Source organism: Pseudomonas sp. KCJK9000, from assembly GCF_046230725.1.
GTDB lineage: Bacteria > Pseudomonadota > Gammaproteobacteria > Pseudomonadales > Pseudomonadaceae > Aquipseudomonas > Aquipseudomonas promysalinigenes.
The window spans coordinates 1-12,530 of record NZ_JBJJLN010000080.1 but is presented as its reverse complement, the minus strand read 5'-3'; the positions used below and the strand labels follow the sequence as shown (position 1 = coordinate 12,530).

Sequence of the window (12,530 nt, the reverse complement as noted above, 5' to 3'; positions counted from 1 at the left end):
GGGTTTTTTTATGGCTGGCGAATTTTATGACTCTTCACCCATCTGCGACTGCAGGTAATTCTCGATGCCGATCTTGTCGATCAGGCCGAGCTGGGTTTCCAGCCAGTCGATGTGCTCTTCTTCGGACTCGAGAATATCTTCCAGCATGTCACGGGAGCCGAAGTCGCCCGCGGTTTCGCAGTGGGCAATGGCGGCTTTGAGATCGATGAGGCCTTTCTGTTCGATTTTCAGATCGCATTCGAGCATCTCTTTGGTGTGCTCGCCGATCAGTAGCTTGCCCAGATCCTGAACGTTAGGAATGCCTTCGAGGAAGAGAATACGCTTGATCAGTTTGTCAGCGTGCTTCATCTCATCGATGGATTCCTTGTACTCGTGCTTGCCGAGTTTGTTCAGGCCCCAGTCTTCGTACATGCGTGCGTGCAGGAAGTACTGGTTGATCGCGACCAGCTCGTTTCCGAGGATCTTGTTGAGATGCTGGATGACGCTTACGTCGCCTTTCATGCCGGGTTCCTGCCCTGTGGAAATGTGCCAATTCAGTGAAGTTTGAGCGCGTTACCCAAGGCTGTCAAACCTAAGTGATTGAATAATAAATGAAAATTAATAGGAATAAGAATGTTTGTGAACCGCGTTGGATCGCTAACTTATTGATATGCAGGCATAAAAAAACCGGACGCAGGGTCCGGTTCTTCGAATTCTGTAATATCAGGCTGCAGAAAATTCCACTGGGTAGGGCAGGGCGGCGTGCTGGCTCACCTGTAACTCGGTGAGGGTCTCGCGAACCACCTCTTTGGCCAAGCAAGCGCATTTGCCACATTGGCTGGCGACGTTGGTCGCCGCTCGGACTTCCTTGTAACTGCAGCATCCTTCATAGATCGCATCGCGGATCTGTCCGTCGGTGACGCCGACACAAAGACACACATACATAGGGCTGACCATCGCGGGGTTGAGTCGATGGATTGGAGCTTAATGTTAATGAGAATGCTTGTCAAAGCACTTTCGGAGGGCGCTTGTCTTGAGCGACCGACGGTTGCATTCGGCCTGTCACGGGAAGCCGTGTATGATGGTCAGCCTTTGTTGGATGTCGGGCAGGCCTGCCTTGGCCCGGCAAACGGTTTTTCACCCTCATCAGGAGATTACAATGAGCGTACTCGTTGGCAAACAAGCCCCCGACTTCACCGTCCCAGCCGTGCTCGGCAACGGCGAGATCGTCGACAGCTTCAACCTGGCCTCGGCCATCAAGGGCAAGTACGGCCTGGTGTTCTTCTACCCACTGGACTTCACCTTCGTCTGCCCGTCCGAGCTGATCGCGCTGGACAACCGCATTCCTGATTTCCAGGCGCGCAACGTGGAAGTGATCGGTGTTTCGATCGACTCGCACTTCACCCATAACGCATGGCGCAACACCTCGGTGAACGCCGGCGGTATCGGCCCGGTCAAGTACACCCTGGCTGCCGACATGACCCACGAAATCTGCAAGGCTTACGACGTGGAGTCCGAGGGCGGCGTAGCGTTCCGTGGCGCCTTCCTGATCGACACCAACGGTGTCGTGCGTTCGCAGATCGTCAACGACCTGCCACTGGGCCGCAACATGGACGAGCTGCTGCGCCTGGTTGATGCCCTGCAGTTCCACGAAGAGCACGGCGAAGTCTGCCCTGCCAACTGGAAAAAAGGCGACCAGGGTATGACCGCTTCGCCAGAAGGCGTTGCTGCTTACCTGAGCGAGAACGCTGGCAAGCTGTAATTGCCCTGCGTATGAAAACCGGCCCCGTTGGCTAGTGCCTGACTGTCAAGCCAATTGGGGCTGCGTTGCAGCCCCAGTGGATAAGCATCAAACCTTGACTGACTGGTACTAGGCCCTGGTGGCCGGTTTTTTTGAGCCTAGCATTCAGCTAGGCCTCGCAAAGTGCTCCAGGAATCGGGCTTAGTCGCTGAAGTCGCGCCAGCCGCCCAGTTCTTTCCAGCGGTTGACGATGCCGCAGAACAGTTCGGCAGTCTTTTCGGTGTCGTAACGGGCCGAGTGCGCTTCACGACCATCGAAGTCGATGTCGGCGCTCTGGCAAGCGCGTGCAAGTACCGTCTGGCCGTACGCCAGGCCAGCCAGGGTTGCGGTGTCGAAGCTGGAAAACGGATGGAACGGGTTGCGCTTGATATCGTTGCGCGCTACCGCTGCATTGAGAAAACCCAGGTCGAAGCTGCTGTTGTGGCCGACCAGAATCGCTCGCTTGCAGCCATTGGCCTTCAGCGCTTTGCGCACGCCGCGGAAGATGTCGGTGAGCGCGCTTTCCTCGCTCACTGCCATGCGCAGCGGGTGGTCCAGCTTGATACCGGTGAACTCCAGCGCAGCCGCCTCGATGTTGGCCCCTTCGAACGGTTCTACCCGATAGAAATAGGTGTGCTCAGGGAACAGAAAGCCTTTTTCGTCCATGCCGATGGTCACGGCGGCAATTTCCAGCAGTGCGTCGGTTGCGCTGTTGAAACCGCCGGTCTCGACGTCCACTACTACCGGTAGGTAACCGCGGAAGCGTTCGGCCATGGGGTGGCGCGAGCCGCTGCCGCCCTGGCTGTCCTGATCGTCTTCGTAGAGGTCTTCGCTCACGCGTTGTCCTCCAGCAGGCGCCAGCGCAGTTTTTCACCAGCGCGCAGCGGGATTACGGTCTGCTCGCCAAATGGCAGGCTGTCCGGAGCGGTCCATTCTTCGCGGACCAGGGTGATGGTATCGGTGTTTGCAGGCAGGCCATAGAAAGCCGGGCCGTGCAGGCTGGCGAAGCCTTCCAGTTTATCCAGCGCATTGCGCTGCTCGAACGCCTCGGCGTACATCTCGATCGCCGCGTAAGCTGTGTAGCAGCCGGCACAACCGCAGGCAGCTTCCTTGGCGTGACGGGCGTGCGGTGCCGAGTCGGTGCCGAGGAAGAACTTGGGATTGCCACTGGTGGCCGCATCCAGCAGCGCTACCTGGTGGGTATTGCGCTTGAGGATCGGCAGGCAGTAGAAGTGCGGGCGGATACCGCCGACCAGCATGTGGTTGCGGTTGTACAGCAGGTGCTGAGCGGTGATGGTCGCGCCGACGTTGGCAGGTGCTTCGCTGACGAACTGTGCGGCGTCGCCGGTGGTGATGTGTTCGAACACTACTTTGAGGGTCGGGAAGCGTTCGACCAGGCGGCGCATGTGCTCGTCGATGAAGCGCTTCTCGCGGTCGAATACATCGATCTCGCTACGCGTCACTTCACCATGAACCAGCAACGGCATGCCCACTTCTGCCAGCGCCTCGATAGCGGGGAAGATGTTGTCGATGCTGGTCACGCCCGAGTCGGAGTTAGTCGTGGCTCCAGCCGGGTACAGCTTGGCTGCGTACACGATGCCGCTGGCCTTGGCCGCACGGATGTCCTCGGGGCTGGTGCGGTCGGTGAGATACAGCACCATCAGCGGTTCAAAGCGGCTGCCAGCCGGGCGGGCGGCAAGGATGCGCTCGCGGTAGGCACTGGCTTCTACGGCACTGCGCACCGGCGGGACCAGGTTGGGCATGATGATGGCACGGGCGAAAGTACGCGCCACATCGCCAACGGTATGGGGCAGGACGGCACCATCGCGCAGATGGATGTGCCAGTCGTCGGGACGCAGGAGGGTCAGGCGATCGGACATTGGGGATTCCAGGCGGGTCGAACTCAGGCCCCAATGCTACCGGAAAACCCCGGCCCGAGCACGGCTATCAAGTTTTCCGGCACGCGCCCGATAGCCTGCCTGTGAGCCGTCTGAATTTGTGGAGCCGCCCGTGCGCCAGCATTACCTAGCCCTGTTGACCCTTGTCGCCAGCCTGCCGGCCGGCGCCATGACGTTCCAGACCCGCATCGAGAATGTCGCCTGGAAGGTCGAGGGTGACCAGTTCGAATGCCGGCTGATCCAGCCGATCGACGGCTTCGGCAGTGGCGAGTTCGTGCGCAAGGCAGGTGAGCAGCCGGTATTCCAGCTGCGCTCAGCCAGCAACGTGCTGGGCGCAGGGTCAGCCACGCTGCTAGCTGCTGCGGCGCCTTGGCAACCAGGCCGTGGCGACGTCAATCTGGGCGCAGTACGCATGGCGCGCAGCGGAGTGCTGTTCAGTTCGTCGCAAAGCCAGGCCAGCCGCCTGATCAATGGCCTGCTTGACGGCCGCAGTACGGTGGTGCGCAACTACAGCGGCGAGGGTGGGCGCCCGACGGAAGTGCGAGTGTTGCCGGTGAGCTTCGTCAAGGCCTACAGCGACTACCAAGTGTGTACCAGCAAGTTGTTGGCAATGAATTACGACCAGATACGCCAGACCCAGGTCGGCTTCCCAGGCGGCGGGTTCGACCTCAGTGCCGACGCTCGCGCCCGGCTGGATGTGATCCTCGATTACCTCAAGGCCGACCCAAGCGTGAATCACATCGAGCTCAATGGCCATTCCGACAACAGCGGCAATCGCCTGACCAACCGCGATACCTCGCGGCGGCGAGCGTTGGCGGTGGCTGATTACCTTAAGGCCCATGGGGTACCAGAAGAGCAGATCGTCGTGCGCTTTCACGGCGAGCGCTACCCACTGGTGAAGAACAACAGCCCAGCCAATCGGGCGCGCAATCGACGGGTCAGCATCGAACTGGATCGAGTAGCACCCGTGGAAAAGCCAGCTGCTGCCGTTGTCCAACAAGCTGCTCCCCCGGGGACTGCCCCTGCGCCGCAAGCCAAGGCCCTATAGGGGTAAAAAGGGAGTTACCGGCAGACGTCGCGCGGCCGACAGTTCTTGTCGCTTTGTCGTCACAAGCTGTCGCGCCACTGTAAATTTCCCGGCAAGGCCGGTAGAATCGGGCCTTTTCCGTACAACCCCGTGGAGTGATGGCATGGCGGACGTAAAAAAGGTCGTACTGGCGTATTCCGGCGGCCTTGATACTTCGGTGATTCTCAAGTGGCTGCAGGATACCTACGACTGTGAAGTGGTGACCTTCACCGCTGACCTGGGTCAGGGCGAGGAGGTCGAACCGGCCCGCGCCAAAGCTCAGGCGATGGGCGTCAAAGAGATCTACATCGACGACCTGCGCGAAGAATTCGTGCGTGATTTCGTCTTCCCGATGTTCCGCGCCAACACTGTCTATGAAGGTGAGTACCTGCTGGGTACTTCCATCGCCCGCCCGCTGATCGCCAAGCGCCTGATCGAAATCGCCAACGAAACTGGCGCCGATGCCATTTCCCACGGCGCTACGGGCAAAGGTAACGACCAGGTTCGCTTCGAGCTGGGTGCCTACGCGCTGAAGCCAGGTGTCAAGGTGATCGCGCCCTGGCGTGAGTGGGACCTGCTGTCCCGCGAGAAATTGATGGACTACGCCGAGAAGCACGGCATTCCGATCGAGCGCCACGGCAAGAAGAAGTCGCCTTACTCGATGGACGCCAACCTGCTGCACATCTCCTACGAAGGCGGCGTTCTGGAAGACACCTGGACCGAGCACGAAGAGGACATGTGGCGCTGGAGCGTCTCGCCAGAGAACGCACCAGACCAGGCCACCTACCTGGAGCTGACCTACCGCAACGGTGACATCGTCGCCATCGACGGCGTCGACATGAGCCCGGCCACCGTGCTCGCCGAGCTGAACCGTATTGGCGGCGCCAACGGTGTTGGCCGTCTGGATATCGTGGAAAACCGCTACGTGGGCATGAAGTCCCGCGGTTGCTACGAAACCCCTGGCGGTACCATCATGCTCAAGGCTCACCGTGCCATCGAGTCGATCACCCTGGACCGCGAAGTCGCTCACCTGAAAGACGAGCTGATGCCCAAGTACGCCAGCCTGATCTACACCGGTTACTGGTGGAGCCCGGAACGCCTGATGCTGCAGCAGATGATCGACGCTTCGCAGGTCAACGTGAATGGCGTCGTTCGCCTGAAGCTGTACAAGGGCAACGTCATCGTAGTTGGCCGCAAGTCCGACGACTCGCTGTTCGATGCCAACATCGCGACCTTCGAAGAAGATGGCGGCGCCTACAACCAGGCCGATGCTGCCGGCTTCATCAAGCTCAATGCGCTGCGCATGCGCATCGCTGCCAACAAAGGCCGCGGGATGCTCTGAGCACCGGGCTGACCTGGTAAATGAACCCTGGCTTCGGCCGGGGTTTTTTTTGAGTGCGAATCAGCACTTACGCCCGGCCACTGGTCACCTCCTGCGGCAAGGCCGTGATCGACAGATTTACGCATTGTTGCAAGTCCACATTGCACAAGCGCCACTGCCTGTTATCCCTGGATGGCAGGGCAATGGCTTGCATGATCTGCTGCTGGATCAGTTTCTGCGCCTCGGGGCCTGAGAACATCATGGTCACCGTGTGGCGGCTTTCCACATGCATCGCGGGTTCGACTGGATGTTTCTGTTCAGCTGTATCAGGCATGTAAAACGATTTGGCGTTGAAGTTCAGGGTTAAAAAGAACAGCGCTGTCAGAAAGAATGGAAACCCTACAAGGAACCAAGTGTAATAAGTCTGACTTTTCTCGCTGAGAAACGGCAGGGTTGCCAATGCAGAAGCTTCAATGATGCCGGCGAAGATGGCAATTAAGGTTAATGGCGCAACAGGTTGATTATCAGTCATGTCCTCGACTCCTGCAGGTTCTGCTTATCAATAACCTACTCATCGCCTCAGCCAAATTCTGGAGTATTTCCGTGTGAACAAAATCTCAGTCGAGTCATCACTGTGTGACTGACTGAGGGTTTGATCTGCTTGCTTGTAAGTACTATCCCTGGGGGCTGTAAATTTTTTCTTGTAGGAAAATTCCGAAACAGATGTAAGGTTCATCTATTCGGCTATTTGTGCGGAGATTGTGCGCGCCTTTGAGTGTCCGGCTCGGTTATGGTGAGGCTGTCGTCAAAGCAAATAACGAATAATGGATATCGCATGAATAAAGTCCTTATCGTGGATGATCATCCGGTCATACGCTTGGCAGTGCGCATGCTGATGGAGCGGCATGGGTACGATGTTGTCGCAGAGACCGACAACGGCATAGCGGCCCTGCAGCTCACTCGCGAACACCATCCCGATGTCGTCGTGCTCGATATCGGCATTCCCAAACTCGATGGACTGGAGGTGATCGCCCGGCTGGCCGCTGCATGCCCTGGCAGCCGTGTGCTGGTGCTGACGTCTCAGGCGCCTGGGCATTTCTCGATGCGCTGCATGCAGGCGGGAGCTTCGGGCTATGTGTGCAAGCAGCAAGAGCTCACCGAGCTGCTCAGTGCCATCAAGGCTGTACTCTCGGGATATAGCTACTTCCCGAACCAGGCGCTGCACAAGTCACGCGGCCGGGTGGGCGGGGCTAGCGAAGCGGAGATGGTCGAGCGCTTGTCGGCGCGTGAAATGATGGTGCTGCAGCAGCTTGCCAAGGGGCGGTCGAACAAGGAGATAGCCGACAGCATGTTCCTTAGCAACAAGACGGTCAGTACCTACAAGACGCGCTTGCTGCTAAAGCTCAACGCCCAGTCGCTGGTAGACCTGATCGAACTCGCCCGGCGCCACGATCTGAACTGAGTCAGCATGTGCCACGCCCGCCACACAGTGGCTTGGTGTGGATTACAGGTCGTAGTCGAAATCGGCCAGTTGCCGCTGCAGGCGCCGCTCCTCGAGCAGGTTGTCGATGGTACGGCGCTTGCTCAGGTTGGTCTTGGCAGGTTCCACCTGAGGCTCTACGTCGTCATCAGCAGTGACAAAGTCATCTTCGATAGACAGCTCTTCTTTATCTGTACTCATGAGTCGCTCCACGCCAAAGGGCCATTGGCCGTCCTTATAGCGAGAAAGCGCAGCCTGGTAAAAAAGATTTTTTCAATCGCTGCACCGGTTTTTTGCTATTGGCTCAATCGTCGCAGGCCTTGTGCTTGTATTCGCACAGGTCTTCGATGCGGCAGCTCCCGCAGCGAGGCTTACGTGCCTGGCAGACATAGCGTCCATGCAGGATGAGCCAATGGTGGGCGTCGAGTAGGTAGTCCTTGGGGACGAACTTGATCAGCTTCTTTTCCACTTCGAGCACCGTCTTGCCCGGCGCGATGCCAGTGCGATTGCTGACCCGGAAAATATGGGTGTCCACGGCCATGGTTGGCTGGCGGAAGGCGGTATTGAGCACGACGTTGGCCGTCTTGCGGCCCACACCCGGCAACGCTTCCAGGGCTTCACGGGTTTGTGGGACTTCGCCGCCATGGCGCTCGATCAGCAACCTGCACGCCTCGATGACATTCTTGGCTTTGCTGTTGTAAAGGCCGATGGTCTTGATGTATTCGCTCAGCCCCTCGACTCCCAACGCATGGATGGCTTGCGGTGTGTTGGCAACTGGGAACAAGCGCGCAGTGGCCTTGTTGACGCCAACATCGGTGGACTGGGCCGAAAGCGTCACGGCAACTAGAAGCTCGAACGGGGTGCTGTACGCAAGTTCCGTTTTGGGGTCGGGGTTGTCTTCGTGCAGCCTGCGAAAAATCTCCAGGCGTTTGGCGGCATTCATGGGGTCAACGCTTTCCTTGAAGGCAGGTGAAGTTAGGCGGCTGCCAAGTGTACTAGGCCAGCAGCTGACCTAGCATCAGCGGTGCATCTGTCGGCACCTGGCAAGGCGTGGTCATCACTTTGCTTGGTAATGACGTTGTCTAGTAGCGGCTAAGCCGGTCTGGCTGGCCTTGATTCGTTCGAGGGCGGCCTTGATCGTGTCTGCGGCGCCCTGTGCACCGGCATCTTCGTCCGCGGGGCCGCTGGGCTTCACGGCTCTCTTTATTGCGCTGCAGGCGTGCGCTGCTCGGGGCTGTGAGCCAGGCATCCCAGAAACCCGGTAGTACAGGCGCACCGCTGGCCACCGGTCACCGTGAAGCCTGGCATGGCTGCCGCAGATGAAGTTGCCCCGGCGATCAGGCCGGGGCAGGGTAGGTTACTTGATGCGCTGACCTGGCTTGGCGCCGCTGTCAGGGCTGAGCAGGTAGATCTCTTCACCGCCAGGCCCTGCGGCCATGACCATGCCCTCAGACACACCAAAGCGCATTTTGCGCGGTTTGAGGTTGGCGACCATCATGGTCAGGCGGCCTTCAAGCTGGGAAGGGTCTGGATAGGCCGACTTGATGCCGGAGAACACATTGCGCTGCTCGTCACCGATGTCCAGGGTCAGCTGCAGCAGTTTGTCGGCACCGGGTACGGCTTGCGCCTTGACGATCAGCGCCACGCGCAGATCGACGGCGGCGAAGGTGTCGAACTCGATCTCGGCCGACAGTGGGTCTTTGGCCAGTTCACCATTGCCGACTGGCGCCTGTGTTTCGGCGGCCAGCAGATCTTCCTTGCTGGCGGCGATCATGGCTTCGATCTTGGCCGGTTCGATACGGCTCATCAGTGCCTTGAACGGGTTCAGCTGGTGGTTTTCCAGGCGCGACTGATGGTCGTTCCAGGTCAGTGGCGCTACGTTGAGGAATGCCTCGGCATCAGCGGCGAGCAGCGGCAACACCGGCTTGAGGAAGATCACCAACTGGCGGAACAGGTTGATGCCCTGAGCGCAAATGGCCTGGACCTCTTCCTGCTTGCCTTCCTGCTTGGCCAGCGACCAAGGCGCCTTGTCGGCGATCCAGGCATTGGCGCGGTCGGCCAGGGCCATGATTTCGCGCATGGCACGGCCGAAGTCGCGGCCCTCGTAGGCCTCGGCGATCAATGGAGCAGCGGCGAGGAAGGCCTCGGTCAACTCCGGCGCTGCATCGCCTGCAACCATCACGCCGGCATTGCCCTTGTGAATGAAGCCTGCGCAGCGGCTGGCGATATTGACAACCTTGCCGACCAGATCGGAATTGACCTTCTGCACGAAGTCTTCGAGGTTCAGGTCAAGGTCATCGACACCACGGCCCAGCTTGGCGGCGTAGTAGTAACGCAGGTACTCCGGCTGCAGGTGATCCAGGTAGGTGCGTGCCTTGATGAACGTGCCGCGGGATTTGGACATCTTCGCGCCGTTGACGGTCAGGTACCCGTGTACGTTGACCGCCGTCGGTTTGCGCAAGCCTGCGCCTTCGAGCATGGCCGGCCAGAACAGGGCGTGGAAGTTGACGATGTCCTTGCCGATGAAATGGTACAGCTCGGCCTTCGAGCCTTCGTTCCAGAACGCATCGAAATCCAGTTCCGGACGACGTGCGCACAGGTTCTTGAAGCTGGCCATGTAGCCGATCGGTGCGTCTAGCCAGACGTAGAAGTACTTGCCCGGCTCGCCTGGGATCTCGAAACCGAAGTAAGGCGCATCACGGGAAATGTCCCACTCTTGCAGGCCGGCATCCAGCCATTCGGCCAGCTTGTTGGCGACTGCGTCCTGAAGCGTGCCGCTACGGGTCCATTGCTGCAGCATGGCCTGGAAATCCGGCAGCTTGAAGAAGAAGTGCTGGGAATCACGCAGCACCGGAGTGGCACCGGAAATGGCCGACTTGGGGTTCTTCAGTTCGGTTGGGGCGTAGGTGGCGCCGCATTTTTCGCAGTTGTCGCCGTACTGGTCTTCAGCGGCGCACTTCGGGCAAGTGCCCTTGATGAAGCGGTCGGCGAGGAACATGCCCTTCTCTGGGTCGAAGTACTGAGTCACCGAACGGGTAGCGATATGCCCGGCGTCGCGCAGGCGCGTGTATATGAGCTCCGACAGTTCGCGGTTTTCGTCACTGTGGGTCGAATGGAAGTTGTCGAAGTCCACCAGGAAGTCGGCGAAGTCGCTGCTGTGTTCGGCCTGGACGTTGGCGATCAGCTGTTCCGGGGTGATGCCTTCCTTTTCTGCGCGCAGCATGATGGCCGAGCCGTGGGCATCGTCGGCACAAACGTAGATGCACTGGTTGCCGCGCAGCTTCTGGAAGCGCACCCACATGTCCGTCTGGATGTATTCCAGCATATGGCCAAGGTGGATGGATCCATTGGCATAGGGCAGGGCGCTGGTGACGAGAATCTGGCGTGGCTCGGACATGGTGGCTCGGCTACTTATCTGGCTCAGGTAAAGATGAGGGTGATCGGCCACTATAAAGGCCCAGCAAAGATATTTCACCCCAAGCGCGCATCTGCTGACGATTGACGGGTTAGGATAGGCGCCTGTTTCGTACTCAGTTTGCCAATGGGAGTGTCCATGAGTGCCGTCACCCGTGCCGCCGTCGAAGGCGTGCTTCGCCAGTACACCGACCCTTACCTGAACCAGGACCCAGTCAGCGCCGGTTGCGTGCGCGCGATCGACATCCAGGCCGGACAGGTCACTGTGCAACTGCAACTGGGGTATGCTGCGGGCCTGTTCAAAAATGGCTGGGCCCAGGTGCTGCAGACCGCCATCGAAAACCTCGATGGGGTCAGTGCTGCACAGGTGTCGATCGACTGTCAGATCGCCACGCACAAGGCTCAGGCGCAAGTCCCGGCCATGGCCAACGTCAAGAACATCATTGCCGTGGCCTCGGGCAAGGGTGGTGTCGGCAAGTCGACCACCGCGGCCAATCTGGCGCTGGCCCTGGCCCGTGAGGGGGCCCGCGTGGGCATTCTCGATGCCGACATCTACGGCCCCAGCCAGGGCGTGATGTTTGGCATTCCCGAAGGCACCCGCCCGCAGATCCGCGAGCAGAAATGGTTCGTGCCGATCAAGGCCCATGGCGTGGAAGTGATGTCCATGGCGTTTCTCACTGATGACAACACCCCGATGGTCTGGCGTGGGCCGATGGTATCGGGTGCGCTGTTGCAATTGGTGACTCAGACCGCTTGGGACGATCTGGATTATCTGGTCATCGACATGCCGCCGGGTACTGGCGATATCCAGCTGACCTTGGCGCAGAAAGTGCCGGTGGCAGGCTCGGTGATCGTCACCACACCGCAAGACCTGGCGCTGCTGGATGCCAAGAAGGGTGTGGAAATGTTCCGCAAGGTCAACATCCCGGTGCTGGGCGTGGTGGAGAACATGGCCGTGCACATCTGTTCGAACTGCGGCCATGCCGAGCATTTGTTCGGCGAGGGCGGCGGTGAAAAGCTGGCGGCGCAGTATGGTGTCGACCTGCTGGCCTCGTTGCCTCTGTCGATGCTGATCCGCGAGCAGGCCGACAGCGGCAAACCGACCGCGATCGCCGAGCCGGAAAGCCAGATTGCCATGGTCTATCAAGAGCTGGCGCGCCAGGTAGGCGCACGGATCGTGCTGCAGGAAGCGGCCGCACCGGCAATGCCGAGCATCACCATCAGCGAAGATTGAAGATAGCGTATGCATTTGCGGGTGAGCTCGAAGGTTGCAGCTCACCCCAAACCATGTGCCGTAATTGCGGCGTGAGTTCAGCCGCGAACCAAGCGACGCGGGGTACGGCACGGGCGCTGATTAGCAGTCAGGCATAAAAAAACCCGCCAGAAGGCGGGTTTTTTGAAAGCTAGAAAGCTTAGATCGACTTAGGCGATCTGAACTTCTTCAGCCTGCATGCCTTTCTGGCCGCGGGTAGCGACGAAAGTAACAGCCTGGCCTTCTTTCAGGGTTTTGAAGCCGTCAGCTTGGATGGCTTTGAAGTGCACGAACAGGTCATCGCCCGACTGAGGGGTGATGAAGCCGTAGCCTTTCTCAT

The 12,530-nt window shown here is 59.3% G+C and carries 14 protein-coding genes; 5 read left to right on the top strand and 9 right to left on the bottom strand.

The window, feature by feature from the left end; genetic code table 11:
- Positions 1-24: 24 nt before the first annotated feature.
- Together bfr and ACK59H_RS21520 are read right to left on the bottom strand one after the other, a co-directional pair.
- Positions 25-501 carry a bacterioferritin gene (bfr, locus tag ACK59H_RS21525; protein ID WP_060477844.1) on the bottom strand — a complete coding sequence of 159 codons (477 nt, stop codon included), beginning with the start codon at positions 499-501 and terminating at the stop codon, positions 25-27.
- Between the two features lie 201 nt (positions 502-702).
- A complete protein-coding gene (locus tag ACK59H_RS21520) occupies positions 703-924 on the bottom strand; it encodes a bacterioferritin-associated ferredoxin (RefSeq protein WP_060477843.1) in 222 nt (73 codons plus the stop codon).
- 214 nt (positions 925-1,138) lie between these two features.
- Here ACK59H_RS21520 and ACK59H_RS21515 point away from each other — a divergent pair, with 214 nt between their 5' ends.
- A complete protein-coding gene (locus ACK59H_RS21515) occupies positions 1,139-1,741 on the top strand; it encodes a peroxiredoxin (protein ID WP_060477842.1) in 603 nt (200 codons plus the stop codon).
- 180 nt (positions 1,742-1,921) lie between these two features.
- On the opposite strand, the gene rnt is transcribed toward ACK59H_RS21515, so the two are convergent.
- Positions 1,922-2,533, bottom strand: coding sequence for a ribonuclease T (gene rnt / locus ACK59H_RS21510; protein ID WP_371326766.1), 612 nt, complete (start codon positions 2,531-2,533; stop codon positions 1,922-1,924).
- A 59-nt stretch (positions 2,534-2,592) separates the two neighbouring features.
- The gene (gene pyrC / locus ACK59H_RS21505; protein ID WP_060477840.1) at positions 2,593-3,639 is read right to left on the bottom strand and encodes a dihydroorotase; all 1,047 of its coding nucleotides are present in this window, start codon (positions 3,637-3,639) and stop codon (positions 2,593-2,595) included.
- 130 nt (positions 3,640-3,769) lie between these two features.
- Here pyrC and ACK59H_RS21500 point away from each other — a divergent pair, with 130 nt between their 5' ends.
- Together ACK59H_RS21500 and ACK59H_RS21495 are read left to right on the top strand one after the other, a co-directional pair.
- Positions 3,770-4,705 (top strand): flagellar protein MotY, encoded by a 936-nt coding sequence (locus ACK59H_RS21500; RefSeq protein ID WP_409264896.1) that lies wholly within the window; start codon positions 3,770-3,772, stop codon positions 4,703-4,705.
- Between the two features lie 142 nt (positions 4,706-4,847).
- Positions 4,848-6,065 (top strand): argininosuccinate synthase, encoded by a 1,218-nt coding sequence (locus ACK59H_RS21495; protein WP_060477838.1) that lies wholly within the window; start codon positions 4,848-4,850, stop codon positions 6,063-6,065.
- Positions 6,066-6,132: 67 nt separating this feature from the next.
- On the opposite strand, the gene ACK59H_RS21490 is transcribed toward ACK59H_RS21495, so the two are convergent.
- Positions 6,133-6,576 (bottom strand): hypothetical protein, encoded by a 444-nt coding sequence (locus ACK59H_RS21490; protein ID WP_060477837.1) that lies wholly within the window; start codon positions 6,574-6,576, stop codon positions 6,133-6,135.
- 303 nt (positions 6,577-6,879) lie between these two features.
- Here ACK59H_RS21490 and ACK59H_RS21485 point away from each other — a divergent pair, with 303 nt between their 5' ends.
- Positions 6,880-7,506, top strand: coding sequence for a response regulator transcription factor (locus tag ACK59H_RS21485; protein ID WP_060477836.1), 627 nt, complete (start codon positions 6,880-6,882; stop codon positions 7,504-7,506).
- Positions 7,507-7,548: 42 nt separating this feature from the next.
- Here ACK59H_RS21485 and ACK59H_RS21480 read toward each other — a convergent pair whose 3' ends face one another.
- The 3 genes from ACK59H_RS21480 to metG form a co-directional block, all read right to left on the bottom strand.
- Complete coding sequence (locus ACK59H_RS21480) at positions 7,549-7,725, bottom strand: PA3496 family putative envelope integrity protein (protein ID WP_186477595.1); 177 nt, start codon at positions 7,723-7,725, stop codon at positions 7,549-7,551.
- Positions 7,726-7,828: 103 nt separating this feature from the next.
- Positions 7,829-8,467 (bottom strand): endonuclease III, encoded by a 639-nt coding sequence (gene nth, locus ACK59H_RS21475; protein ID WP_060477835.1) that lies wholly within the window; start codon positions 8,465-8,467, stop codon positions 7,829-7,831.
- A gap of 414 nt (positions 8,468-8,881) precedes the next feature.
- Positions 8,882-10,921, bottom strand: a complete 2,040-nt coding sequence (gene metG / locus ACK59H_RS21470; protein WP_397467514.1) for a methionine--tRNA ligase — start codon at positions 10,919-10,921, stop codon at positions 8,882-8,884.
- Positions 10,922-11,077: 156 nt separating this feature from the next.
- On the opposite strand from metG, the gene apbC reads away from it, so the two are divergent.
- Positions 11,078-12,172 (top strand): iron-sulfur cluster carrier protein ApbC, encoded by a 1,095-nt coding sequence (apbC, locus tag ACK59H_RS21465; protein ID WP_060477832.1) that lies wholly within the window; start codon positions 11,078-11,080, stop codon positions 12,170-12,172.
- Positions 12,173-12,360: 188 nt separating this feature from the next.
- Here apbC and ACK59H_RS21460 read toward each other — a convergent pair.
- The coding region (locus ACK59H_RS21460) for a cold-shock protein (RefSeq protein WP_409264897.1) at positions 12,361-12,530 on the bottom strand (170 nt) is incomplete at its 5' end.

Bases quoted from the DNA above. Each gene is read 5' to 3' on its own strand.
- ACK59H_RS21485 (WP_060477836.1), top strand. From the start codon at position 6,880: ATGAATAAAGTCCTTATCGTGGATGATCATCCGGTCATACGCTTGGCA.
- nth (WP_060477835.1), bottom strand. From the start codon at position 8,467: ATGAATGCCGCCAAACGCCTGGAGATTTTTCGCAGGCTGCACGAAGAC.
- ACK59H_RS21490 (WP_060477837.1), bottom strand. From the start codon at position 6,576: ATGACTGATAATCAACCTGTTGCGCCATTAACCTTAATTGCCATCTTC.
- bfr (WP_060477844.1), bottom strand. From the start codon at position 501: ATGAAAGGCGACGTAAGCGTCATCCAGCATCTCAACAAGATCCTCGGA.
- pyrC (WP_060477840.1), bottom strand. From the start codon at position 3,639: ATGTCCGATCGCCTGACCCTCCTGCGTCCCGACGACTGGCACATCCAT.
- rnt (WP_371326766.1), bottom strand. From the start codon at position 2,533: ATGGCCGAACGCTTCCGCGGTTACCTACCGGTAGTAGTGGACGTCGAG.
- apbC (WP_060477832.1), top strand. From the start codon at position 11,078: ATGAGTGCCGTCACCCGTGCCGCCGTCGAAGGCGTGCTTCGCCAGTAC.
- metG (WP_397467514.1), bottom strand. From the start codon at position 10,921: ATGTCCGAGCCACGCCAGATTCTCGTCACCAGCGCCCTGCCCTATGCC.
- ACK59H_RS21495 (WP_060477838.1), top strand. From the start codon at position 4,848: ATGGCGGACGTAAAAAAGGTCGTACTGGCGTATTCCGGCGGCCTTGAT.
- ACK59H_RS21480 (WP_186477595.1), bottom strand. From the start codon at position 7,725: ATGAGTACAGATAAAGAAGAGCTGTCTATCGAAGATGACTTTGTCACT.
- ACK59H_RS21520 (WP_060477843.1), bottom strand. From the start codon at position 924: ATGTATGTGTGTCTTTGTGTCGGCGTCACCGACGGACAGATCCGCGAT.
- ACK59H_RS21515 (WP_060477842.1), top strand. From the start codon at position 1,139: ATGAGCGTACTCGTTGGCAAACAAGCCCCCGACTTCACCGTCCCAGCC.